Genomic DNA, 24338 nt, shown 5'->3' with positions numbered 1-24338 from the left:
GCTCTGCGCGCTCACCCGAGAGGGGAGTCGATGTCGGTGCCGAAGGAGAAGGGCTCGGCGAACGGACGCTTCGCGATCACGTTGTCGCCCGATGACTCGTTCCTGAGGCGCCGCAGCACCCACGGAACGAGGTGCTGCCTCGCCCACACCATGTCCTGGGCGCGGGCCTCGCGCCACCGCGAGGGACGGGCCGGTGCAGGCTGCATGGCCACGAGCTCGTTCTCGACGTTCAACGCGGCGAGCACCATGCGAGCCACCTCGTGGTGCCCGTAGGCGTTGAGGTGCAGGCGGTCGCTGACCCACATGCTGGGGCGCTGGATGGAGCGAAGAGCCCACTGGTCGGCGACGATGCAATCGTGGTACTCGGCGATCCCGCGGATGTGCTCGTTGTAGATGGCGATCTTGCCGCGCATCGATGAGAATACCGGCGCGAACTTCGTGTCGACCCCGGTGAACACCACGACGGTGGCGCCGCTGGCACGCAGCGAGCCGACGAGTCGCGAGAACCGCGCGGCGATCGCGTCCGGGTCCGCGCCCGGGCGGATGATGTCGTTGCCACCAGCGGAGACCGTCACGAGGTCGGGCTTCAGCTCGAGCGCCGGCCCGAGCTGCTCCTCCGCGATCTGATCCAGCAGTCGGCCGCGGATGGCCAGGTTCGCGTAGGCGAAGTCGGAGCGGTGTGCGGCGAGTTCCTCTGCCACACGATCGGCCCAGCCGCGGAGACCGCCTGGAGCGGTCGGCTCCGGGTCGCCGACGCCCTCGGTGAAGGAATCGCCGATCGCCACGTAGCGGCTCCAGGGTATGAGTTCGGGTTCTGACATCTCGCCGTTTCTCTCCTCGATCGGAACTGAAGACTAGACCGTCACAGACGCTGTCGTGGTCATCGAGGTCGAAGCCGTGACGAGTACCGTGGTGGACATGCCAGCTTCAGACCCGAGATCCATTTTGGCCGATGACCTGCTCGAGGTGCTCAATCAGCGCGCGAGCCGCCACGACGCGGAGAACTCCTTCCCCGCGGACGACCTCGAGGCGCTCCGCGAGATCGGCTACCTGCGGCTGCTGGTTCCCCGCGACTTCGGCGGCACGGGGGCATCCCTCGAGCAGGCCGTGCGATGCCAGGCACGTCTCGCGGCCGCGGCTCCAGCGACGGCCCTCGCCGTGAACATGCACCACGTGGTCGCCGGCATCGCCCGCGCGAGGCACGAGGCGGGCGAAGGGGCCCTCGACTGGATGCTGCGCGAGATCGTCGCGGGGGAGACCTACGCGCTCGCCATCTCCGAGATCGGCAACGACGCCGTCCTCTACGACTCGAATGTCCGGGCCGAGCCGGAGGCCGACGGGGGCTACCGGCTGCACGGCATGAAGATCTTCACCTCGCTCTCTCCCGTCTGGACGAGCCTCGTGACCTTCGGCCGGGACGACAACGGAGCGGAGCCGGCTCTCGTCCACGGGGTGCTGCGACGCGGCGACGACGGCGTGCGCATCCACGATGACTGGGACACGCTCGGCATGCGGGCGACGCAGAGCTGCTCCACCTCCCTGGACGGTGCCCGTATCCCCGCCGAGCGCGTCATCGCTCGGCTCCCGGTCGGACCGAGCAGCGAACCGCACATCTTCGCCGTTCACTCGAACTTCCTCCTCCTCGTCGCCTCGTGCTACGTCGGGATCGGCGACCGCGCGCTCGAGCTGGCGATCGAGGCCGCCGAGCACCGGACGAGCTCGACGCAGGGCGGGATCCGTCTCGCCGACGACGTGCAGGTTCGAGAGGAAATCGCCAGGATGAGCATTCGACAGCTCGCAGCGCGTACCCTCGTTGAGTCCATCGCTCGCGATGTCGACGAGGGGGCGCCTCACGGCGACGCCTGGTTCGCGCGCCTGACGATGGCGAAGTACGAGGCGGTGGCCGCCGCGGCGACCACGACGCAGGACGCGCTCGGGATTGTCGGCGGCAGCGGCTACCGTTCCGGACATGAGCTCGCGCGACTGCTGCGGGACGTGCTCGCAGGCGGTTTGCACCCGTCGAACGAGCGAGCCGTGCGCCGGCTGCACGCCAGCCACCGACTCGGACCAATCCAAGACCCACCCGCACGGCGCTGACCGGGCGACTGCCCTGAGAGGAACTCGACGCAGCCATGACCGAACGCGAAGCCGTCCAGGAAGCTCATCCCTCCAGCCACGACGGCTCACGCTACGGTCACCAGGTCGGCACCTTCGCTGCCGAGCACCTCTCCCCGTCGTTCCCGCAGCGAGCGCCGTGGGGCACCGCCGGGAGGCTGCGTGCCTGGCAGGCTGAGGCGCTCGACGTCTACTTCGAGTCCGAGCCTCGAGACTTCCTCGCCTCTGCGACGCCAGGCGCTGGCAAGACGACCTTCGCTCTGCGACTCGCCACCGAGCTCCTCCAGCGCCGCTCCGTCGATCGCATCACGATCGTCGCGCCGACCGACCACCTCAAGACGCAGTGGGCGGAGGCTGCCGCTCGAGTCGGCCTCCGCATCGACCCGCGCTACGGCAACAACCAGGGCATCCACTCACGTCAGTTCCACGGCGTGGCCGTGACCTACGCGCAGGTCGCGATGAAGCCGAGCGTGCACAGCCACCTGACGGCCTCCGGACGCACGCTCGTCATCCTCGACGAGGTGCACCATGGCGGAGACGCGCTGAGCTGGGGAGACGCGATCCGCGAGGCCTTCGGACACGCCGACCGCCGACTCTCGCTCACGGGAACGCCCTTCCGCTCCGACTCCGCGCCGATCCCGTTCGTCACCTACGCCCCGAATGAGGACGGCATCCGCACATCCCTCACCGACTACTCCTACGGGTACGGCCGTGCGCTCGAGGACGGCGTCGTGCGCCCAGTGCTCTTCATGTCCTACGCCGGCAACGTGCGGTGGCGGGACACGCAGGGGGAGGAGATGTCAGCGGGCCTCGCGGAGGACAACACGAAGGACATCGTCTCCCAGGCGTGGCGCACCGCCCTCGACCACGAAGGGCAGTGGATCCCCCAGGTCCTGCAGGCGGCCGACCAGCGCCTCAGCGAGGTCCGCCAGGAAGTCCCGGATGCCGGCGGCCTCGTCATCGCCACCGACCACGCGGCGGCAAAGGGCTACGCGGCGATCCTGAAGACCATCACGGGAACCAAGCCCGCGCTCATCCTCTCCGACGACAAGGGCGCGTCCGACCGCATCACCGAGTTCTCCGCGAGCGACGAGCGGTGGATGGTCGCCGTCCGCATGGTGTCGGAGGGCGTCGACGTGCCTCGGCTCGCTGTGGGCGTCTACGCAACCAACGCGTCGACGCCGATGTTCTTCGCACAGGCCATCGGCCGCTTTGTGCGCGCCCGCAAGAAGGGCGAGACCGCGACGGTCTTCGTGCCGAGCGTGCCGCAGCTCACGAAGCTCGCGCACGCGCTGGAGATGGAGCGCAACCACGCGCTCGATCGGCTCGCTGACGCCGACGACTCCCGCGCTCCGGAAGAAGACATGATGGCCGCCGCCGAGCGGCCGGACAAGACCTCGGACGAGCTCGGGAAGTTCACGTTCGAGGCGATCTCGAGCGAGGCGCTGTTCGACAAGGTCCTCTACGACGGCGGCGATTTCGGCTACGCGGCCGAAGTCGGCAGCGAAGAGGAGCTGGAGTTCCTCGGGCTGCCCGGGATCCTCGACGCCGACCAGGTGCGGTCGGTGCTGTCCCAGCGCCAGGCGAAGCAGGGGCGCATCCAGGAGTCGCGCGTGAAGGCAGGCCCACCGGCTCCCGCGCCACCCCAGGCGCTCCACCGAACCCTGAAGGAGCAGCGAACGCTGCTTAACAGCCTCGTCTCGGTCTACGCGAAGCAGTCGGGGGAGCCGCACGGCATCGTGCACGCGGAGCTGCGACGCAGCTGCGGGGGGCCAGCGGTGGGACAGGCGACCGTGTCGCAGATCCAGGCGCGTATCGACGTGCTCCGGCGGCGCATGCGCTCCTGAGCCGTCAGCCGACCTGAGCGCGCGCGCCTTCAGGCCGAGTGGCCGCCGCGGTGCACCCGCCCGCGGATCTTCACGACCAGGAACCAGATGATCGCGCCTCCCACGAGGGCGTACACGAGGTACTTGAGCGCGTCTGCGTAGATGAGGATCTGCTCCCAGGAGTCGCCGAGCAGGTAGCCGGCCATCACGAACACGGTGTTCCAGATCGCGGAGCCGGCGAGCGTCAGCAGGCCGAACTGGAGTGCGGGCATCCGCTCGATGCCGGCCGGTATCGAGATCAGACTCCGGAAGATCGGCAGGAACCGGCCGAAGAAGACGGCCTTCTTGCCGTGCTTCTTGAACCAGTTGGTCGTCTTGACGACGTCGGCCGCGTCGACGAGCGGGATCTTCCGAGCGAGCCACACCATGCGGTTGTGTCCGAGCCAGCGACCGAGCCAGTACAGGGCATAGGCACCGACCACCGAGCCGATCGTGGTCCAGATGATCGCCTCGAGCACGGAGAACTTGCCCTGGTGCGCTGCCAAGCCTGCCAGCGGCAGGATGATCTCGGACGGGATAGGCGGGAAGAGGTTCTCCAGCGCGACGGCGATGCCGGCGCCGGGAGCTCCGATGGTTCCCATGATCTCGATCGCCCAATCGGAGATGACCCCGAAGATGCCGCCGGTCGCCTCATCGACGGCGCTCCCCCCTGAGCTTGCGGCGTAGAGGAGTGTCGTGGCGAGGCCGGGCATGGTTCGAGGAGGTCCTTCTCGGTCTGGGGGCGTGGAGGCAGTTCATGCGCCAATCGCTCGTCACAGTGCTGCGCCCCCAAACTACCCGACCGCCCCACGAGTCCCTCTCAGCTGTGCGGGGCGCCGAGCTTTCGCCACACGCGGTTGCGGTAGACGACCCCGTCGTCCTCCAGCGGGGCGCCAGCACTCCCGTCCCTGGCCTCGACGATGTCCAGGACGACGAGAACCGCGCCGTCCACGTCGAGCGTGCTGCGGACGCTGCCACGCGCCCAGCGCGTGACGGCCCTGTAGTGCGGTTCTCCGCTCGGGAGATAGCCCCAGCTGTCTCGGTCTGCGAAGCGGTCGATACCGCTCGTGGCGGCCACCTGTGCCACCGCGAGCGACGCCTCGTCGATGAAGTGCACGAGCACGCTGGACGATCCCAGGATTCCGGGCGTCGCGGACGAGGCCTTCGACAGCGAGAAGGCGACAAGCGCGGGGGAGGCGTTGACCGACGTGAGCGACGTGATCGTCATCGCGACCGGACCGGCTTCGCTCTCAGCCGTGAGCACCGCGACACCCGAGGGGTGCTGGCGGAACAGCGAGCGGAAGCTCTCGGAGAGCTCGGTCTGATCGATCTGCGTGTGGTTCGCGAGCGACGTGGTTTCAGCAGGCACTGGTGCACTCCAGGGATGACGGTGGATGGGCCTCCTCGAGCGTCACCCGCAGAGCGTGTCCTGGCAAGCCAACGTTGCCGAGTGTTTCCCTCCGCGCCGTCTCACTACGCAGTGCGTCAGGAAGCGAATCGCAGATGACCTGAGGGACGAAACAGGAAGCTGCGCCAGGGAACACGAAAGGCCCGGGAGAAAACTCCCGGGCCTTTCAACCTGTGCGCGAGGGGGGACTTGAACCCCCACGCCCTAATACGGGCACTAGCACCTCAAGCTAGCGCGTCTGCCATTTCCGCCACCCGCGCAGGTTGTGCTGTTGAGCACGAGGAGAAACATTACCAGGATTCCGGCGAAACGCTAATCGAGGCCGAAAAGCGTGCATCCCGGGCGCGTCGCAGGAACTATCTGGGGGACTCCGCGGCGGTAGCGTTGGGGGCATGGCTGACTCCCTCGAACTCGATCCGACCGTCACGACGACCCAGGACCTCATCCGCCTCGACACCACGAACTACGGCGAAGGCCGCTCCAAGGGCGAGACCGAGGCTGCGCAGTACCTGGAGGCGCGGCTCCAGGCTCTCGGTCTGGACGTCACGACGATCGAGGCGGCCCCAGGACGCCCGAGCATCTTCACGCGCATCCCGGGGCGCAACCCGGAGAAGCCGGCGCTCGTCGTGCACGGCCACACCGATGTCGTCCCGGCGGAAGCTGGCAACTGGAGCGTCGACCCATTCGCCGGCGTCATCAAGGACGGCCTCCTGTGGGGGCGCGGTGCCGTCGACATGAAGAACATGGACGCCATGATCCTGACCGCCGTCGAGGAGATCCTCGGCGCGGGCGAGCTGCCGGAGCGCGAGCTGATCCTCGCGTTCTTCGCCGACGAGGAGAACGGCGGCCAGTTCGGATCCGAGCCCATCGCCCGCGACCATCCGGAGCTCTTCGCTGGCGCGACGCAGGCGATCTCCGAGGTCGGCGGCTATTCGATCACGGTCGGCGGCAAGCGCGCCTACCTGCTGCAGACGGGGGAGAAGGCGCTCCTGTGGCTGCGGCTCCACGCCAAGGGGAGGGCGGCTCACGGCTCACGGGTCATCCCTGCTGAGGAGAACGCCGTGACGCGCCTGGCCCAGGCCATCGCGAAGCTCGGGTCCCACGAGTGGCCCGTGCTCCTCAACGACACGACCTCCTCGATGATCACGGAGCTCGCTCGCCTCCTCGAGGTCGACCCGCAGGAGACCACGCCGGGTGCAATCGTCCTCGCGACCGGCAGCGCGTCCGGGTTCCTCACGGCCAGCCTCCGCTCGACGACGAACCCAACGATGCTGAACGCCGGCTACAAGCACAACGTCATCCCGGAGTCGGCGAGCGTCGCCATCGACGCGCGGCCCTTCCCCGGAGCCGAGGACGAGCTCCTCGCGGAGATCCAGGCCATCATCGGCGACGACATCGAGATCGAGACCGTGTTCCGAGGCATCGGCACGCAGGCTCCCGTCTCGGGCCCGATCGTCGACGCGGCGACGGCGGCCCTGCAGCGGCACGACCCCGAAGCCGTCGTCGTGCCGTACTTCCTCTCCGGCGGAACCGACAACAAGGCGCTCGCGACGCTCGGCATCGAGGGCTACGGCTTCGCCCCGCTCCGCCTCCCTGAGGGCATCGACTTCCCCGCGATGTTCCACGGCGTCGACGAGCGCGTGCCGCTCGAGTCGCTGGTCTTCGGACGCAAGGTGCTCGGGGACTTCCTGCGCAGCTACTGAGCGCTCGGTGGGCGTGCTCGATCCGGGCACGCCCACTGTCCGCATCCATTCGGCTCCGGGGTGCCATCCGCGCCTGACTGCCGGATTCGTGTTAGCGTGCGCCGGGCCCGACGTGACCTCGACCGCGGCCGCAGCAGGAAATCTCTCTCGAAAAGGCAGTGGCAATGAACTGGTTTGACGCCGTCATCCTCGGACTCGTGCAGGCGCTCACTGAGTTCCTCCCGATCTCCTCGAGCGCGCACATCCGCATCGTCGGCGAGTGGATCGGCGTGCAGGACCCTGGGGCGACGTTCACCGCCATCATCCAGCTGGGCACCGAGGCCGCCGTCCTGGTCTACTTCTGGGGCGACATCAAGCGCATCATCTCGCGCTGGTTCGGCTCGCTTCGCGGCAGCGTTCCGCGGAGCGACCCAGATGCGCGCATGGGCTGGCTCATCATCTTCGGCTCGATCCCGATCGTCGTCCTCGGCTTCCTGCTGCAGAGCCTGATCCGGGACCAGTTCAGGTCGCTCTGGATCGTGGCGTTCACGCTCATCATCTTCGGCGTCATCCTCGGCCTCGCCGACATCTTCGGGAAGCGCGCGAAGGCGCTGCAGGACCTCAACACGAGGGACGGCATCGTCTACGGGTTCGCTCAGGCGCTCGCCCTCATCCCCGGCGTCTCCCGCTCTGGCGGCACGATCACGGCCGGACGCATCATGGGCTACGACCGCCCGTCGGCCGCCCGCTACAGCTTCCTCCTGGCCGTGCCAGCCGTCTTCGGCTCCGGCTTCTACGAGCTCGTCTCCGCGTTCGGGGAGACGGAGGGCGCGCAGGCGCCCGTCGTCGGAACGATCATCGCGACGATCATCTCGTTCGTGGTCGGCCTCGTGGTCATCAAGTACCTCATGGCGTACCTCAACAAGGGCAGCTTCCTGCCATTCGTGGTGTACCGCATCGCACTCGGCACGCTCATCATCATCCTGCTGTCGTTCGGGCTCATGGACCCGACGAGCGGTGCCGCCTGACGCTGACACGCGGTGGGGAGTCCCACTCGACGGTGAAGGCTGGGGCGCGACATAGGATGTCCCGGTGCGAACCGTTCCCTCGTGGCCCATCCCTGCAGTCCCCTCGGTAGCCGGCAACGGCGGTGGTCCGATCAGGGTCTTCGACTCGGCGAGCGGACGTGTGCAGGACACCGTCACCCCCGATGGGATCGCGACCCTCTACGTCTGCGGGATCACCCCATACGACGCGACGCACCTCGGCCACGCGGCCACGTATCTCGCGTTCGACACCCTCGGACGCGCCTGGCGCGATGCGGGTCTCGAGGTCAGGTACGCGCAGAACATCACGGACGTCGACGACCCGCTCCTCGAGCGCGCCGCCAAGACGGGGCGCGACTGGCAGGAGATCGCGACCTCGCAGACCGACCTCTTCCGCTCGGACATGGCCGCGCTTCGTGTGCTGCCGCCCGACGCGTACGTGCGGGTGCAGGACAGCATCGCCGAGACGGGCGAGGCCATCGCGAAACTGATCGACGCGGGACTCGCCTACCGGGTCACCGTCGCGAGCGACGCGGCTCCCGCTGCCGTCACCGAGCTCGGCGACGTGTACTACGACGTCGCAGCCGCCGAGACAGCCAGCAGCTGGACGATGGGCGACGTCTCCGGGTACACCCCAGCCGAGATGGAAGCCGCCTTCCTCGAGTTCGGGGGAGACCCGGACCGTGAGGGCAAGCACGGCCCCTTCGATCCGCTGCTCTGGCGCAGCGCGCGCGACGGCGAGCCCGCCTTCGAGAGCGCCGTGGGACTCGGTCGTCCCGGTTGGCACATCGAGTGCTCCGTCATCGCGACGCGCACGCTCGGGGCCCCGATCTCGGTGCAGGGCGGCGGCCGCGACCTTCGCTTCCCCCACCACGAGCTCTCGGCCGCGCACGCCATCTCGCTGACCTCGGCTGACTCGAACGGCTCGGCCGACGACTTCGCCCGCGCGTACGCGCATGCTGGCCTCATCGCCTACGACGGAACCAAGATGTCGAAGTCCCTCGGCAACCTCGTGCTCGTCTCGAGGCTCACCGCCGATGGGGTCGATCCCATGGCGATCAGGCTCGCGATGCTCTCCCACCACTACCGGAGCGACTGGGAGTGGACCGACGCGGAACTCGAGCGCTCGAGTGAGCGCCTGTCTGCCTGGAGTGAGCGAGCACGGCGATCGATCGCCGGAGGAATCCCGTCCGAGCAGAGCAGCTTCGTCACGCGGATGCGGGCGGCGATCGCCGAGGATCTGAACACCCCAGCGGTCGTCGAGATCGTCGACGAGTGGGTGCAGGCGCCTCCGGCCGCCGGAGACGGCGACGTCGTCAGGCTCGTCGACGCCCTCCTGGGTGTGCGCCTCACCAGCGAGTAGCTCCGAGCGGGTCCCGGCCCGGGACCAGCTGCTTGGCTGGGTCAGTCCTCGGAGTCCTCGGGTGCCTCGGTCTCCTCCGCGGCAGGAGACTCCGACTCGGCGGCGTCCGCATCCTGATCGTCACCCTCGGGCGCCACTCGGCGATCGCCTCCCATGGGCCGCTGCGCGGTCCCGGAGAGATCCGTCGGGAACGCTCCTGGCCCCGGCTGCGGCTTCTTCCCGGCCGCCTGCTCGAGGAAGCGCTCGAACTCCTGCGCGATCGCCTCACCGGACGCCTCAGGCGCCTCGACCATGTCGCGCGTGCGCTCGAGGTAGCCGACGTACTGCGCGATCTCCTCGTCCTGCGCAGTCGCCTCCGTCACCTCCGCCTCCCATTCCGCGGACTCGGTGACGAGTTCGCCGTGGGGAATCGAGACATCGACGATCTCGGTGAGACGGTCGACGAGGGCGAGCGTGGCCTTCGGCGAGGGCGAGTGGTGCGCGTAGTGGGGAACGGAAGCCCAGAGCGAGAGCACCAGCATGCCGCGCGAACGCGCTTCCTCGCCGATCGCCGACAGCACTCCCGTCGGACCCTCGTACTCGCTGCGGTCGATGTCGAGCTCCTCGCGGACCGCCGCGTCGTCGCTCGACATGAAGATCGTGATGGGTCTGGTGTGCGGCACGTCAGCGAGGAGCGCCCCGACGAGCACGACGCGCGTGATGCCCTCCCGCTCGCACAGGTCGACGACGTGCTTCGTGAAGCTCCGCCACCGCAGCGTCGGCTCGGGCCCGATGAGCACGAAGACGTTCTCACCGTTGTCGGAGCTCACTGAGAGCCCCGCATCTGCTGCGAGCTCGGTGGTCTCGGCCGGGGCGTCCGTCGCCGAGGCCTCACGCAGCGGGATGCCGCTGAAGGCGACGCTCGGCCATTGGATCTTCCGGATCCCCTCCACACCAGCCTTCATGACCGGGCGGTGGATCGAGTAGTCGAAGAAGGACTCGTCGTCGATGTCCTCGATGAGGCGGTCCGCGCCGATAGCCTCCTGCAGCGATCGGACGGCGCTCGATGCCGCGTCGCCCGCGTCGTTCCAGCCGAGCAGGGCGACCACCAGCAGTCTGCCTCGCGCAAATGGTGTGGTGGCCTCGCTGTGATCCGTCACCGTGCTCCTCGCCATGGATGGACTGTCGTCCAAGGATACGCGGCGGGGCGTCGGCAGCCGCCCTGCCGCCCCGTAGACTGTCGCCCCGTGGCTCCTTCGAAACTTCCCGCCGCCGTCCTGTGGGACATGGACGGCACCATCGTCGACACCGAGCAGTACTGGCAGACCGCTCAGCTGAACCTCCTCAGCGACCACGGCCTGCCCCCGCTCACCGAAGAGCAGGAGCTGGGGATGGTCGGCTCGAGCATGGCCGACGCGTCCGAGTTCTTCGCTCGCCTCGGCGTCAGGCTCGAGCCGCAGGAGATCGTGGACCACATGAACTCGACGGTCATGGCGAGCATCCTCAGGGAGCTCGACTGGCGGCCCGGCGCTCTGGAGCTGCTGACGGACCTGCACGCTGCAGGCATCCCGAACGCGCTCGTGACGAACTCGACGCGCATCCTCGCCGACGCAGTCGTCTCGACGCTCGACGCCCCGCTGTTCACGATCGTGATCGCAGGCGACGAGGTCGACAACGGCAAGCCGCACCCCGAACCGTATCTCCGCGCGGCAGAGCAGCTGGGCGTCGCCCCGGAGAGCTGCATCGCGGTCGAGGACTCACGCCGCGGCCTCGAGGCCGCTCGGGCCGCCGGATGCGCGACGATCGGCATCCCGCACGGCCAGACGCTCGAGGCGCACCACGCGCATCTCGTGACGCACACACTCGAGGGCATCACCCTCGATGAACTCGGCGAACTCGTCGAGCGCGTCGCAAGCGCAACGGCGACGGCGACGGCGACGGCGACGGGACAGGACGCACAGACGGCACACGACGCCGCCAACCGAGAAAGCGAAGCACAGCTATGACCCAGACCGACATCGGCGGACCCTTCCGCGCTGGAGACCGCGTGCAGCTGACCGGCCCGAAGGGACGCGTCAGCACCCTCTACCTGGAGCCGGGCAAGCGCTACTTCATGCACAAGGGCATGATCGACCACGACACGATCATCGGCGTCGACGAGGGCTCGGTCATCGCCGCGACCGACGGCGGCCAGTACCTCGCGCTGCGTCCGCTGCTCGAGGACATCGTCATGTCCATGCCGCGCGGTGCCGCCATCATCTACCCGAAGGATGCCGCGGCGATCCTCGCGAAGGCCGATATCCGCCCCGGTGCACGCGTCATCGAAGCCGGCGTCGGCTCAGGCGCGCTCTCGCTGTGGATCCTGCGCATGCTCGGGGGGACGGGCTCGCTCACGTCCTTCGAACGCCGGGAGGAATTCGCCCAGGTCGCGGAGGGCAACGTCATCAGCGTCATGGGCGAGAAGCCGGACAACTGGAACCTCGTGCTCGGCGACCTCGCCGAAGCGCTGCCCGAGCAGCACGCCGACGGGACCGCCGACCGGGCCGTGCTCGACATGCTCGCCCCCTGGGAGTGCCTCGAGGTCGTCGCGGACGCCCTCAAGCCCGGCGGAGTGCTCCTCTGCTACGTGGCCACTGTCACCCAGCTGTCCCGCGTCGCCGAGGCCATCCGCGCGACCGGCCTCTTCACCGATCCGAACGCCGACGAGACGATGGTCCGCGGGTGGCACGTCGAGGGCCTCGCTGTGCGTCCCGACCACCGCATGATCGGCCACACCGGCTTCCTGCTCACGGCCCGCCGCCTCGCGGACGGCGCCGTCCTGCCGAACCTCAAGCGCCGAGCCTCGAAATCTGACTTCAGCGACGAGGACGTGGAGATCTGGACGCCGGGATCGCTGGGCGACCGACAGGTGAGCGACAAGGTGCTCCGCAAGCGCGCCAGACTCGCGCAGCGCGGCGCCGCCATCACCTCAGGACAGGGCAGCGAGCCGGAGCCCTCCGAAACGCAGCAGGACGACACCGACGCGCAGAGCACCGGACCAGAGGGAGAGAGCGAATGAATCGCACAGGAATCCGACTCGTGGGGGCCGCGATGACCGCGTCCGCCGTCGCGATCGCCCTCACGGGCTGCGTCACCTGGCCGGAGAGCGAGCTCGACGTCGCGGCGTGCGAGCTGCCCGGCGTCGAGGGCACCGCTTCGACGAGCATCACTGCCGACGGCGCGTTCGGCGAGCTCAGCGGCGCGACCCTGCCGCATCCCCTCTCGGTGACTGCTCTCGAGACCACGCGTGACGGCGTCGGAACCGGCGACCCGGTCACGCCGTCCGGAGTCGTGCGCGCGAACTTCGAGCTGCTCGACGGCGCCGGCGGCGAGGTCCTCGTGCCCTACAGCCCGACGGTCGCGGATGAGTCCGGTGCCTCCGCGCCGACGAGCGTGGCGACGATCGCGAACACCTTCCCCGGACTCGCGGAGGCCATCGAGTGCTCGCAGACCGGCGAGCGCGTCGTCGCCGTCATGCCCGCGAGCGTCCTGTTCGGCGAGGCGGCGGCATCGACGGGGGTCGACCCGGCCATGACGATCGTCGCCATCGCCGATGTGCTCGACGTGTACCCATCGAGTGCCGGTGGGCGCATCGCCGCCCCCGAAGACGGCATCCCGGCCGTCGTCACGGCACCGAACGGCACCCCTGGTGTCACCATGCCAGCCCAGGACCCGCCCGCAGCCCCGAAGCGACACGTGCGCATCGACGGCTACGGTGCCCCGGTCGCCGAAGGCCAGGCCGTGACGATGCAGCTCTCTGCCTTCGACTGGACGACCGGTGAGCAGGTCGCATCCACGTGGACCCCCGGCAACAACGTGCTCCAGCTCACCATGGCACCCACCGACGGCCTCTTCGGTCTGAGCCAGGAGATCGTGGGCACCCCCGTGGGCTCGCAGCTCGTCGTCGTGCTTCCCCCCGAGCGTCTCGCGTCCCAGCCAGGGCCGTTGAACGCAACGGCCACGCAGGGACGCACGCTGGTCTTCGTGATCGACATCCTGGCCGCCGAGTAGCGACCAGGCTGACTTCCCACCTCCCTCTCGATTCCACGCAAGGCGGATCAATGCAACGACGTCTCCCCGCGATCGCCGCGGCCCTCCTCCTCTCGCTCGGCCTGGCCTCGTGCGCCGGCAGCTCGACCCCCGCAGCGAGCGGAGACGCGCTCAACGGCGTCGAGGTCAGCGGCGAGTACGGCGCAGCACCGACCGTCGAGATCGGCGATGTCGCAGGTCTCGGCGAGGAGATGGAGCGCCGCGTCGAGATCGAGGGTGACGGCGAGGAGATCACCCTCGATTCCACGGTCGCCGCGAACCTGACGGTGTACGACGCTGGCACGAAGGCCGAGGAGAGCCCGTACGCACCGCTCGGGCAGGTCCTCGACCTCGACGCCGAGGGCATCCCGGGCTACCTCACGGGGCTCTTCGACGGCGTGACCTCCGGTTCGCGCGTCGTCGCCCTCATCCCCGCGGCCCTGCTCCTGGAGGGAACCGCCAACGCGGGAGCAACGGACACGCCTCCCGCGCTTGTCGTCGCCGACGTGATCGAGGTGCCCGAGACGCGGGCAACCGGAGCCGAGCAGGCGTCCACGCAGTCGCTCGTCACGGTCACGGATGCGGCCGAGGGCGCCCCGCAGGTCACGATCGTCGAAGGTGCGACTGCGCCGGACGAGCTGGTCCTCGAGACACGCAAGCTCGGCACCGGCCCAGTCGTGGCAGAGGGCAGCTCCGTCGTCGTCCAGTACACCGGCGTCCTCTTCGCGACGGGGGAGACGTTCGACAGCTCCTGGGACCGCGGCACCCCCGCCCAGTTCTCCACCACCGGCGTCGTCGACGGCTTCGCGCAGGCTCTGGTCGGACAGACGGTGGGCTCGCAGGTCATCGCCGTCATCCCGCCAGCCCTCGGCTATGGCGACCAGGCGAGCGAGGCGATTCCCGCGGGATCAACCCTGGTCTTCGTCGTCGACATCCTCGGCACGATCTAACATCGAGGCGTGGCAAGCGAGCGAACACCCCGAGCCAAGGCGCCCTCCGCTGCGGAGCGCCAGTTCTCGCTGGTCCTCGCGCTCCTGACGACCGAGCGAGGACTCACGAAGAGCGACATCTTCGAGACCGTCCACGGGTACTCGGGCGACAGCGGCGGGAGTGCGGCTACCGCGCGCGAGAAGCGATTCGAGCGCGACAAGACCGAGCTGAGAGACCTCGGTGTTCCCGTCGAGGTCATCGACGACCCGTCGGCGCCCGGCAACAACCAGCTCGCTCGCTACCGGGTGCCTCGAGGCGGGTTCTCCATGCCAGCAGGACTGGAATTCGATGCCGAGGAGACGGCCCTGCTCGCACTGGCCTCCCAGGTCTGGCGCGAGGGCTCCGTCTCGCAGGAGTCGAGGCGCGGCCTCATGAAGCTGAAGGCGCTGGGGGAGAGCACCAGCGAGGATCTCGTCGGCGTCGCACCGCGTCTCCGGGCGCGTGACGCGGCCTTCGAGCCCCTCTCGACAGCCATCGAGGAGGGTCGACTCGTCTCATTCTCGTACGCGAAGCCCGGCGAGGAAGCTGCGCGGGTTCGCCGGGTCGAACCGCTTGCTCTGGTGTTCGCCGACGCGAACTGGCTGCTCGTCTCCTACGATCTCGACCGAGCCAGCGAGCGCATGTTCCTCCTGGCACGCATCGTCTCGACGCCGAGGCCGCTCGGCGCCGTCGACACGACGCGCTACCCGGGGGTGACCCCAGAGCAGCACGCAGCACGAGCGCTCGACACGCTGGCGGAACTCGCACGCAGGCAGCGCGCGAGACTCGAGGTCCGTGAGGGCTCGGACGCCGAGGTCAGGCTCCGCTCCGTCGCGTCCACAGCTGACACCCCCTGGCGTGAGATCGAGCTCGGCTACACCGATGTGGACCTCCTCGCGAATCGCCTCGCGTCCTTCGGCTCGGAGGTCCGTGTGCTCGAGCCGGAACAGCTCGCCAGGCTCGTCGAGGCGCGCCTGACCGAGGTCGTCTCCGACCACAGCGAGGTCGCCCCGTGAGCCCCTTCGTCTCCGCCGACCGTCTCGCGCTCCTCGTGTCGCTCGTGCCGTACCTGCGCCAACAGGAAGCAGCGGTGCCCGTCGAGACCGCAGCAAGCCACTTCGGCGTGAGCGCGACGCAGGTCCGGGATGCGGTCCGACTCATCGCCGTGTCCGGCACTCCCGGCGATGCGGGGGTCTACAGCCACCTCGACCTCTTCGACATCAACTGGGATGCCTTCGAAGCGCAGGACCTCATCGAGGTGACCCACTTCGTCGCCCTAGAGGAAGCACCGCGCATGTCGAATCGAGAAGCGGCAGCCGTGATCGCCGGCCTCGGGTTCCTGCGCAGCCTCCCTCGACTCGTCGATGAGAACCGCATCGACGATCTCCTCCGGAAGCTCGGCGCGAGCGGCGCGGCGCCCCACTTCGCCTTCGGCTCGATAGCGGAGGCTCCGGCCGCCCGCGACGCGGTCACAGCCGCTCTCGCCACGAGGCGGCGCTTGCGCTTCCGCTACCGGCGCGAAGACGGCGACGAGAGCGTGCGCCACGTGGATCCCTTCACGCTCGAGACCCTGGGCGGGGACCTGTTCCTACGCGGATGGTGCCTGGAGCGCGACGCCGAGCGCGTGTTCCGGCTCGACCGGATGCGCGAGGCGGTGGTCACGGATGTTTCTGCCGAGTCTCATCCTGCGGCCGCGACATCCCGCCCGATCTTCACGCCGAGCGAGGAACACGTCCTGGTGACGATCGAGGCTGAGGCCGCCGTCCTGCCGCTCCTGCGCGATTACCTACCGCCGGGGCAGCCCGCGCCGACTGTCGACGACCGTGGACGCGCCACCGTGCAGGTCCGGATGGCCTCGATGCGGCATCTTTCCCGTCTTGTCGCCGGTAATGCGGGGGAGATGCGCGTCCTGGCACCCGCGTCCGCGCGTGCCGCCGTCGCCGATTGGGCCGCCACCGCGCTCCGCGAGCACGACGAGCGCTGAAGCTCGACGGCGAGCCAACGGCGGGTGACTGGCGATTCAGCTCAGACCAGGTATCGTTGGAGTCACTATGCCGTGGTGGAGTTGGGTTCTCATCTGGGTGGGCCTCGTGCTCATCCTGCTTGGCGTGCTCGGTGCACTGGGCTACTGGCTCTTCAAGAAGGTCGTCCTGCTGCAGGGCGAGCTGGCGGGCCTCGAGGTTCTCCTCGAGGCGTTCGAGAAGCGTGCGCAAACGCTCGTCTCGTTCACGCCTCCACGGAGCAATGCGATCGTTCGCGGTCTCCGCGAGGTCCAAGTCGAGCGAGGTGCGCTGAAAGAAGCGCTCGACGAAACCAAAGAGCAGCGTCACGAGCAGCGCCTGGAGCGTGGCCGTGAGCTGACGACCGCAGACCCGTTTCAATATGAACACCTTGTGAAAGGCAACTGACACCATGCCGAATCTGACTGGCCCACACCTCATCATCATCCTGGTGATCGTCCTGTTGCTCTTCGGCGCCCCGAAGCTCCCGGGCCTCGCGAAGAGCATCGGACAGTCGATGCGCATCTTCCGCGGCGAGGTCAAGAACATGAAGAAGGACGACGAGGTCGACGCCACGCCGTCCACGGACGTGTACTCGCAACCTGCCGCCGCTGCGCCGCAGGCACCCGCAGCCCCGCAGGCACCCGTCACGCCTCCCGTCCAGAACTCCGCTCCGGCAGCGCCGGCTCCTGAGGCCCCCGCGGCACCGAGCTCCGATGCCAGGGGCACCGCTGGTCCTTCCAACTGACGTGACCCTCCAGCCAAGCGAGGGGCCGTCTCCGGCAGGAGTGCCGAAGACGACGCCGAAGAGAGCGAAGAAGGACCGCAAGCGCGATCCTGACGGGCGCATGCGCCTCGCCGAGCACCTCATCGAGTTCCGCAACCGGCTCATCATCTCCGCGATCGGCATCGTGCTCGGCATGGTGGGTGGCTTCCTGCTCACGGACTGGGTCTTCAACCTGATGTCCGCGCCGATCCACGACATCGCCGTGTCGCAGGGTCGAACGGCGGACCTGAACTTCCAGAGCATCACGGGCGCCTTCGACCTACGGCTGCAGATCTCCCTCGCTCTCGGTGTGATCCTGTCCTCGCCTGTCTGGCTCTACCAGATCTGGATGTTCGTCGTCCCCGGGCTCAAGAAGAACGAGCGCTGGTACGCCATCGGCTTCGTCGGGACGGCGATCCCGCTGTTCCTCGCGGGCGTCTGGGTCGCGTGGCTGCTGATGCCCCGCATCGTCGAGGTCATGGTGAGCTTCGCGCCCTCGGACAGCTCGAGCCTCATCAACGCGGGCGACTACTACAAGCTCATCATGACGCTCTGCATCGCGGTGGGCATCGCCTTCGTACTCCCGGTCATCCTCGTCATGCTGAACTTCGCGGGCGTCATCACGGGTTCCGCGATTCTCAAGGGATGGCGAACTGCCGTGCTGCTCGTTGCGCTCTTCGCGGCGATGGCGACGCCATCGGCTGACGTCCTCTCCATGTTCTTCCTGATGGCCCCGATGCTCGGCCTGTACTTCCTCGCTGTCGGCATCGCCATGATCAACGACCGACGGCGCGCGAAGAAGCACAAGAAGTTCGAGGCCGAGCTGGCGGCAGCCGAAGCGTCGGCTGCATGACCCCGAGCCCGTCCGAGCGCTTCGCGGCCAGCAGGTCCCGCGCTCAGCTGCAGCAGTTCGAGCTGTTCCGTCGCGAACTCAGCTTCGACCTCGACGAGTTCCAGATCGCGTCGTGCGCGAGCGTCGAGGCCGGCAAGAGCGTGCTCGTCGCGGCGCCGACGGGCGCTGGCAAGACCGTCGTCGCCGAGTTCGGCGTCTTCCTGGCCATGCGCCAGCCGAATGCCAAGATCTTCTACACGGCGCCGATCAAGGCGCTGAGCAACCAGAAGTTCAGCGAGTTCGTGCGCCGCTACGGCGAGAGCGAAGTCGGCCTCCTCACGGGAGACGTCAACATCAACCCGCGCGCGCGGATCGTCGTCATGACCACCGAAGTGCTGCGGAACATGCTCTATGCGGGCAGCGATCTGCTCGACGACCTCGCGTACGTCATCATGGACGAGGTCCACTACCTCGCAGACCGGTTCAGGGGCGCCGTCTGGGAAGAGGTGATCATCCACCTTCCCAGCGAGGTGCGACTCATCTCGCTGTCGGCGACGGTCTCGAACGCCGAGGAGTTCGGCGACTGGCTGCAGACCGTGCGCGGCGACACCGACGTCATCGTCTCCGAAGAGCGCCCAACGCCGCTGTTCCAGCACGTGCTCGTCGGCCAGCGCCTCTACGACCTCTTCGAGACCCGTGACGGAGACATCGCCGACCGCGTGAACCCCGACCTCGTCCGGGCCACGCAGGGTGGCGGCGGGCGGCGCGAAGACGGCCGCGACCGCGACCGCGTCGGGCGCAGGGGCCGGGGGAGCAGCTGGAAGGAGCAGCGATTCCAGACGGCCCGGGCCGATCGAGCTGGCCTGACGCGCATGCTCGACGATGCCGACATGCTGCCCGCCATCAACTTCATCTTCAGCCGCAAGGGCTGCGACCAGGCCGTCTCCCAGGTGCTTCGCGCCGGCGTCTCGCTCACGACTCGCGAGGAACGCGACGAGATCCGCTGGATCGTCGAGGACCGTTGCCGCAACCTCCTCGATCAGGATCTCGCGGTCCTCGGCTACTACGAGTGGACAGAAGGCCTCGAGCGCGGCATCGCAGCCCACCATGCGGGGCTGCTGCCCGCGTTCAAGGAAGTCGTCGAGGAGCTCTTCCAGCGCAAGCTCGTGAAGCTCGTCTTCGCGACCGAGACGCTGGCGCTCGGCATCAACATGCCGGCTCGCACCGTCGTGCTGGAGAAGCTGGAGAAGTTCAACGGCGAATCGCGAGTGCCCATCACCCCAGGCGAGTACACGCAGCTGACCGGTCGAGCGGGCCGACGTGGCATCGATGTCGAGGGCCACGCCGTCGTGCAATGGGTCGGCGGGATGCATCCCCAGGCGATCGCCTCGCTCGCCTCGCGTCGCTCCTACCCGATGAACTCGAGCTTCAAACCGACCTTCAACATGGCGGTCAACCTCATCGACCGGTTCGGCCGCGCGCGCACGCGCTCCGTGCTCGAGTCGTCATTCGCGCAGTTTCAGGCGGACAGAGCCGTCGTCGACCTCGCGAAGCGAGTGCGTCAGCAGGAGGAGGCCCTCGCGGGTTACGAGGAGGGCATGAACTGCCACCTCGGCGACTTCTTCGAGTACTCGCGCATCCGCCGCGAGCTCAACGATCTCGAGCGCAAGCGCATCCCCCACGACGAGGCGCACCAGCACGCCGCGCGCGAGCGCAGGCAGGCGAAGCTGACTCAGCTCCAGACCGCCCTCAAGCGTCACCCGTGCCATGTCTGCCCGGACCGGGAGCAGCACGCTCGCTGGGGTGAGCGCTACTGGAAGCTAAAGCACGACAACGACAAGCTGACCCGGCAGATCGAGTCGAGGACCGGGGCCGTCGCCCAGGTCTTCGACCGGATCACCGAGCTCCTGCTCGATCTCGGCTACCTCGCCCCCGCAGACAGCGGTGACAAGGACCTCGCCGTGACCGACCACGGGCGCACGCTCGCGCGCATCTACGGCGAGCGTGACCTGCTCATCGCCGAGTGCCTGCGCAGACAGGTGTGGAACGAGCTGAACCCGCAGCAGCTCGCCGCCATGGCTGCCGTCCTCGTGTACGAGCCGCGCCGCGAAGAGGAGACCCTCGAGGAGTACCAGCTGCCTCGCGGGGCCTTCCGCGGTGCCATGCAGACCACCGAGAAGCACTGGCAGTCGCTCGACGAGCTGGCCGAGAAGTACCGTGTACCGCGCTCGTCACGCCTGGCGACGAACCTCGCCCCCGCCATCTTCCACTGGGCGCACGGCGCGGAGCTCGAGCGTGTCCTCGAGGAGTCGAACCTCGCCGCCGGCGACTTCGTGCGCTGGTGCAAGCAGGTGCTCGACGTGCTCGACCAGATCGAGAAGGTCGCAGAGGGCAAGTTCGCGACGACCGCGCGGCAGGCATCCAGCAGCGTGCGTCGGGGCATCGTGGCGTATTCGGGGGTGGGGTGAGGTCCTTCTGGCTCTCCCTGCTCGCTGCCGTTGCCGGCGGCCTGCTGCTGAGGGCCGCCTTCCCAGGACCCGCGCTGTGGCCGCTCGCCTTCGTCGGCATCGGGCTGGTGCTCTGCTCCCTCATGCACCGTTCCGCCGGAGGGGCGTTCCTCGTGGGCCTCGCCTCCGGACTCGCCTACTACTTCCCGCTCATCGCCTGGGCCTCGCTGTTCCTCGGCCCCGTACCGTGGAGTGCGCTGAGCGTCCTCTCGTCACTGTTCTGGGCCGGGGGAGCGGTGCTCATAGCGCTCGCCTACCGTCGCCTCACGGCACGCTGGGAGAGCGGCGCGAGACGCGTGATCTTCGTCGCGGCGGCGATCGCGGGACTGTGGACGCTGCGCGAAGCGATCTACTCGGCGTGGCCGTACGGCGGCTTCGCCTGGGGGAGAGTCGCGCAGTCGCAGTCAGCGAGTCCGTTCGCGGAGCTCGTGTCCTGGCTGGGACTCTCGGGCATGGGCTTCGTCATGGTCTTCCTCGTGGCGCTGACCCTCGAGCTGGGCCGCGCCCGAGTCAGACCCCAGACCTGGGTTACGGCGGCTGCGGCCGTGCTCGTGGTCGCGGTCGTTCCCATCTACCCGACGAACGAGATCGGTTCCGCCCGGATCGCCGCGGTCCAGGGCGACACCCCGGAGGCCGCCTACTTCGTCGACGGAGACCCAGGAGACGTCTTCCTCGGCCATGTCGACGCGACCCTCACCATCCCGGATGACGCCGACGTCGACGCCATCCTGTGGCCGGAGGGCTCGATCGATCTCGACCCGAAGACGTCGACCGGGGTGCGCCGCACGCTCGACCAGCTGAGCGAGCAGTACGGTGCCCCGATCGTGGCGAACGCCGTGACGGTCGAGGAGGGCGCGAGCGCCGACGACGACCGGTTCTTCAATTCGCAGTTCGTCTGGGACGCGGAGAGCGGCTGGGGCGATCAGTACGACAAGAAGCACCCGATTCCGTTCGGCGAGTACGTCCCGGATCGTGAGTTCTGGTACTCGCTTGCCCCTGACCTGATCGGCCTGATCGGGCGCGGCTACTCGCCGGGGGAGCGGGACAGCATCCTCGAGGTCGGCGACATCAGGGCTGGCACCTACATCTGCTACGACATCGTCGATGACGTGCTGATCCGCGACGCGGTCCTCGAGGGGGCCACCGTACTGTTCGCTCCGAGCAACAACGCCGACTTCGGGAAGACCGACGAGCCCGCCCAGCAGCTTGCGTTCGCACGGCTGCGCTCGATGGAGACGGGCCGCTCCATCGTGCAGGCGTCGACCGTCGGCCTGAGCGCCGTCTACTCTCCAGAGGGCAGAGTGCTCGCCGAGCTGCCCTGGTACGAGCCCGGTGTCATGATCGTGGATGTCCCGCTTGCCGACGGCCTCACCCCTGCGGTGCTCTTCGGGCGCGGCATCGAGGTCACGCTCGCTGCGCTCGGGCTGGGCCTGCTCATCGGCGCAGGAAGCTCCAAGACGCGGCGGATGAACACCGCGACCGTGCGCATCCCTCGACGCTAGCCGAGCCGGCCCAGTCCGAGACGGACCCGGCGGTGGCGCAGCGACCGGACACACGAAAGGGACGAAGCCAGAAGGCCTCGTCCCTTTCGACAGTCACGGTCGCTCGCTGAGCGACCTGCGGGGGTCAGACGTCTTTCGCGCCCTTGGTTCCGCGCCGTGAGCGCAGGAACGTGAGCCGCTCCTGGAGGACCTCTTCGAGCTCCTCCCGCGTACGACGCTCGAGCAGCATGTCCCAGTGAGTGCGCTGGTGCTTCTGCTCCGGCGCCTCGTAGGCGACCTGCTCGCCGCCCTCGTCGAGCAGACGACCCTCGTTGCCGCTCTTCGGCGATGCCCAGACCTCGGGCACCTCCGCTTCAGCGGCGAAGGTGACGGCGAAGCGCTCACCCAGGGTCGTCTCGTACGTTCGCACCTGGCGGTCGACAAGGACAACGCCCTCGTCACTCTGCAGGCTCTGTGCGCCGAGCCGCATTCCGCGCAGACTCCGATCAGCCATTGCTGACCTCCTCTCCTCGTCAGTGCGGTTCTACTTCTATCGTCCCAACGTCCTATTGTGCCGCGGTATTCCCGCGCGTTCGCCCTTTTCCTTCGAAACTCACACATTCCCGCGGCTTCGAACGACCTCGACGGCAAGATCCGCGCGGTCCGTCACGAGACCGTCGACGCCTCGCTCGAGCAGCTCCGCCATCTTCGACGGGTCATTGATCGTCCAGACGTGCACTTCCGGCACGTGGCGGTGGAAGGCTCGCAGCCTCGTGGGGGAGAGCAGGTCGATCCGCGCGGCCCGCTCGGGAATCTGCACCGCTGAGACGCCCCGGAGCGCCCGATGCAGCATCCCACGCGACCGCAGCGACACGCCGACGAGCGCGGCCGCGATGGCGGAGCTCGCGGCCCCGCGGGCTGCCTCTGGAATGAGAGTCGCGGTCAGCTGCAGACGACGAGCTGAGAACGACGTGACCAGCACTCGTCGCTGCGCGTTCGTCCGTCGAACGGCGGCAGCGACGGCGTCGACGGCATCCGCTGATTTGACGTCGATGTTGAATCGAGCCTGCGGGAAGGCGTCGAGCGCCTCGTCGAGGGGGAGCAGCAGCGCGCCAGGAGTGCGCCCGGTCGACGTCAGCCGCGTCAGCTCGGCGATGGGGGAGCCGGCGAGGCTCCGATCGCTCCCGTCGAAGCCCTGGAGGGTCGCGTCGTGCCAGAGCACCGCGCGCCCGTCCCTGGATGCACGGGCATCCGTCTCGATGTGGGTGGCACCGACGTCGAGGGCGGCGCGAAAGGCCTCGGTGGTGTTCTCCGTGGCCCGCAGCGCGAGCCCGCGGTGGGCGAGGACACGTGGGGGAGCGCCATCCAGGTACGGGTGCTGCATGCGTCCAACGGTAGTGCGCCCGGCTCTCGTCACGCCCAATAGAATCGAGCACATGGCTGAACAGATTCTCAACCCGCTGGCCGCCGGAGCACTCGAGGGCAAGCGTGCGCTTGTCACGGGTTCTTCCCGCGGCATCGGCGCGGACACCGTCAAGTTCCTCGCGCAGGCTGGCGCCAAGGTCGTCGTGAACTACCGCAACAAGGAAGCGCGGGCCGTCAAGCTCGTCGACGCGATCGCGGCCGACGGTGGTACCGCGATCGCCGTTGGTGCCGACCTCACCGACGCCGGGAGCCGCCAGGAGCTCTTCTCGACCATCGAGCGCGAGTATGGGGGCCTCGACGTGCTTGTCCTCAATGCCTCCGGCGGAATGGAGTCGGGCCTCGGAGAGGACTACGCGCTGAAGCTCAACCGCGACGCGCAGGTCGAGACGCTCACTGGCGCGCTTAAGCTCATGCGTGACGGGGGCCGTGTCGTCTTCGTGACGAGCCACCAGGCGCACTTCATCCGCACGACGCCCACGATGCCCGAGTACGAGGCAGTCGCCAGCTCGAAGCGGGCGGGGGAGGACGCGCTCCTCGAGCGAGTTCCGGAGCTCGCCGAGCGCGGCATCGAGTTCGTCGTCGTCTCCGGCGACATGATCGAGGGCACGATCACCGCGACGCTGCTCGACCGCCTCAACCCGGGCGCGATCGCCGCCCGTCGAGAAGAGGCCGGCAAGCTCTACAACGTGCAGGAGTTCGCGGCCGAGGTGACGAAGGCCGTCGTCGAGCCGGTTCCTGCCGACAACATCCGCCTCATCGGCGACACGTCGGGCTTCGCCGCCGAGGCCTAGACGCGGGGATTCTGCTGTCGCGAACGACGATGCCCGGACCA

Annotated in this window: 23 protein-coding genes and 1 tRNA gene; 17 read left to right on the top strand and 7 right to left on the bottom strand. The window is 68.5% G+C overall.

Annotation, left to right across the window (positions count from 1 at the left end; genetic code table 11):
- Positions 1-11: 11 nt before the first annotated feature.
- Positions 12-821 carry an SGNH/GDSL hydrolase family protein gene (locus C5E06_RS08630; RefSeq protein WP_104241193.1) on the bottom strand — a complete coding sequence of 270 codons (810 nt, stop codon included), beginning with the start codon at positions 819-821 and terminating at the stop codon, positions 12-14.
- A 97-nt stretch (positions 822-918) separates the two neighbouring features.
- Between C5E06_RS08630 and C5E06_RS08625 the strand changes: the two genes are divergently transcribed.
- Together C5E06_RS08625 and C5E06_RS08620 are read left to right on the top strand one after the other, a co-directional pair.
- A complete protein-coding gene (locus tag C5E06_RS08625) occupies positions 919-2097 on the top strand; it encodes an acyl-CoA dehydrogenase family protein (RefSeq protein ID WP_104307260.1) in 1179 nt (392 codons plus the stop codon).
- Between the two features lie 35 nt (positions 2098-2132).
- On the top strand, positions 2133-3962 hold the full coding sequence (locus tag C5E06_RS08620; RefSeq protein WP_104241192.1) for a DEAD/DEAH box helicase: 1830 nt from the start codon (positions 2133-2135) through the stop codon (positions 3960-3962).
- A gap of 29 nt (positions 3963-3991) precedes the next feature.
- Here the strand turns inward: C5E06_RS08620 and C5E06_RS08615 are convergent, their stop codons facing one another.
- The 3 genes from C5E06_RS08615 to C5E06_RS08605 form a co-directional block, all read right to left on the bottom strand.
- Positions 3992-4693, bottom strand: a complete 702-nt coding sequence (locus tag C5E06_RS08615; RefSeq protein WP_104241191.1) for a DedA family protein — start codon at positions 4691-4693, stop codon at positions 3992-3994.
- A 107-nt stretch (positions 4694-4800) separates the two neighbouring features.
- Entirely contained in the window at positions 4801-5349 is a 549-nt protein-coding gene (locus tag C5E06_RS08610) for a flavin reductase family protein (protein WP_181059330.1), read from the bottom strand.
- 213 nt (positions 5350-5562) lie between these two features.
- Positions 5563-5648: transfer RNA gene (locus C5E06_RS08605), tRNA-Leu, on the bottom strand.
- Between the two features lie 132 nt (positions 5649-5780).
- On the opposite strand from C5E06_RS08605, the gene C5E06_RS08600 reads away from it, so the two are divergent.
- The 3 genes from C5E06_RS08600 to mshC all read left to right on the top strand — a co-directional run bounded on the left by C5E06_RS08600 (position 5781) and on the right by mshC (position 9479).
- Entirely contained in the window at positions 5781-7091 is a 1311-nt protein-coding gene (locus C5E06_RS08600; RefSeq protein ID WP_104306600.1) for a M20/M25/M40 family metallo-hydrolase, read from the top strand.
- Between the two features lie 164 nt (positions 7092-7255).
- A complete protein-coding gene (locus C5E06_RS08595) occupies positions 7256-8098 on the top strand; it encodes an undecaprenyl-diphosphate phosphatase (protein ID WP_104241188.1) in 843 nt (280 codons plus the stop codon).
- 64 nt (positions 8099-8162) lie between these two features.
- On the top strand, positions 8163-9479 hold the full coding sequence (mshC, locus tag C5E06_RS08590; protein WP_104306599.1) for a cysteine--1-D-myo-inosityl 2-amino-2-deoxy-alpha-D-glucopyranoside ligase: 1317 nt from the start codon (positions 8163-8165) through the stop codon (positions 9477-9479).
- 41 nt (positions 9480-9520) lie between these two features.
- Here the strand turns inward: mshC and C5E06_RS08585 are convergent, their stop codons facing one another.
- Positions 9521-10618, bottom strand: a complete 1098-nt coding sequence (locus C5E06_RS08585; protein ID WP_258067570.1) for a proteasome assembly chaperone family protein — start codon at positions 10616-10618, stop codon at positions 9521-9523.
- An 87-nt stretch (positions 10619-10705) separates the two neighbouring features.
- Here C5E06_RS08585 and C5E06_RS08580 point away from each other — a divergent pair, with 87 nt between their 5' ends.
- The 11 genes from C5E06_RS08580 (at position 10706) to lnt (ending at position 22102) form a co-directional block, all read left to right on the top strand.
- Entirely contained in the window at positions 10706-11464 is a 759-nt protein-coding gene (locus C5E06_RS08580) for an HAD family phosphatase (RefSeq protein ID WP_146081337.1), read from the top strand.
- Entirely contained in the window at positions 11461-12516 is a 1056-nt protein-coding gene (locus C5E06_RS08575) for a tRNA (adenine-N1)-methyltransferase (protein ID WP_104241184.1), read from the top strand. Before C5E06_RS08580 ends, C5E06_RS08575 begins: the two co-directional genes overlap by 4 nt.
- On the top strand, positions 12513-13508 hold the full coding sequence (locus C5E06_RS08570) for a hypothetical protein (protein ID WP_146080544.1): 996 nt from the start codon (positions 12513-12515) through the stop codon (positions 13506-13508). Before C5E06_RS08575 ends, C5E06_RS08570 begins: the two co-directional genes overlap by 4 nt.
- Positions 13509-13558: 50 nt before the next feature.
- Positions 13559-14476, top strand: a complete 918-nt coding sequence (locus C5E06_RS08565; RefSeq protein ID WP_104241182.1) for an FKBP-type peptidyl-prolyl cis-trans isomerase — start codon at positions 13559-13561, stop codon at positions 14474-14476.
- 9 nt (positions 14477-14485) lie between these two features.
- Complete coding sequence (locus C5E06_RS08560) at positions 14486-15511, top strand: YafY family protein (protein WP_104306596.1); 1026 nt, start codon at positions 14486-14488, stop codon at positions 15509-15511.
- Positions 15508-16479: a YafY family protein gene (locus C5E06_RS08555; protein ID WP_104306595.1), complete on the top strand. Its 972-nt coding sequence runs from the start codon at positions 15508-15510 to the stop codon at positions 16477-16479. The genes C5E06_RS08560 and C5E06_RS08555 overlap by 4 nt, the downstream gene beginning before the upstream one ends.
- A 106-nt stretch (positions 16480-16585) precedes the next feature.
- Positions 16586-16903 carry a hypothetical protein gene (locus C5E06_RS08550; protein WP_146080545.1) on the top strand — a complete coding sequence of 106 codons (318 nt, stop codon included), beginning with the start codon at positions 16586-16588 and terminating at the stop codon, positions 16901-16903.
- 4 nt (positions 16904-16907) lie between these two features.
- The gene (gene tatA / locus C5E06_RS08545) at positions 16908-17243 is read left to right on the top strand and encodes a Sec-independent protein translocase subunit TatA (protein ID WP_104299047.1); all 336 of its coding nucleotides are present in this window, start codon (positions 16908-16910) and stop codon (positions 17241-17243) included.
- A gap of 1 nt (position 17244) precedes the next feature.
- Entirely contained in the window at positions 17245-18114 is an 870-nt protein-coding gene (tatC, locus tag C5E06_RS08540; protein WP_308471359.1) for a twin-arginine translocase subunit TatC, read from the top strand.
- The gene (locus C5E06_RS08535) at positions 18111-20561 is read left to right on the top strand and encodes an RNA helicase (RefSeq protein WP_104241177.1); all 2451 of its coding nucleotides are present in this window, start codon (positions 18111-18113) and stop codon (positions 20559-20561) included. Before tatC ends, C5E06_RS08535 begins: the two co-directional genes overlap by 4 nt.
- On the top strand, positions 20558-22102 hold the full coding sequence (gene lnt, locus C5E06_RS08530) for an apolipoprotein N-acyltransferase (RefSeq protein WP_104299048.1): 1545 nt from the start codon (positions 20558-20560) through the stop codon (positions 22100-22102). Before C5E06_RS08535 ends, lnt begins: the two co-directional genes overlap by 4 nt.
- A 124-nt stretch (positions 22103-22226) precedes the next feature.
- Here the strand turns inward: lnt and C5E06_RS08525 are convergent, their stop codons facing one another.
- Both C5E06_RS08525 and C5E06_RS18950 read right to left on the bottom strand, forming a co-directional pair.
- Positions 22227-22595: an RNA polymerase-binding protein RbpA gene (locus tag C5E06_RS08525; protein WP_068479689.1), complete on the bottom strand. Its 369-nt coding sequence runs from the start codon at positions 22593-22595 to the stop codon at positions 22227-22229.
- Between the two features lie 99 nt (positions 22596-22694).
- Positions 22695-23465, bottom strand: coding sequence for a glycerophosphodiester phosphodiesterase family protein (locus tag C5E06_RS18950; protein WP_181062919.1), 771 nt, complete (start codon positions 23463-23465; stop codon positions 22695-22697).
- Between the two features lie 52 nt (positions 23466-23517).
- Here C5E06_RS18950 and C5E06_RS08510 point away from each other — a divergent pair, with 52 nt between their 5' ends.
- The gene (locus C5E06_RS08510; protein WP_258067569.1) at positions 23518-24297 is read left to right on the top strand and encodes an SDR family oxidoreductase; all 780 of its coding nucleotides are present in this window, start codon (positions 23518-23520) and stop codon (positions 24295-24297) included.
- Positions 24298-24338: the final 41 nt, after the last annotated feature.

The organism is Pseudoclavibacter sp. RFBI5 (assembly GCF_002931395.1).
Taxonomy (GTDB): Bacteria; Actinomycetota; Actinomycetes; order Actinomycetales; family Microbacteriaceae; genus Pseudoclavibacter.
Note: the sequence above shows the minus strand (reverse complement) of the source record. Positions and strands in the feature narration are given on the sequence as shown.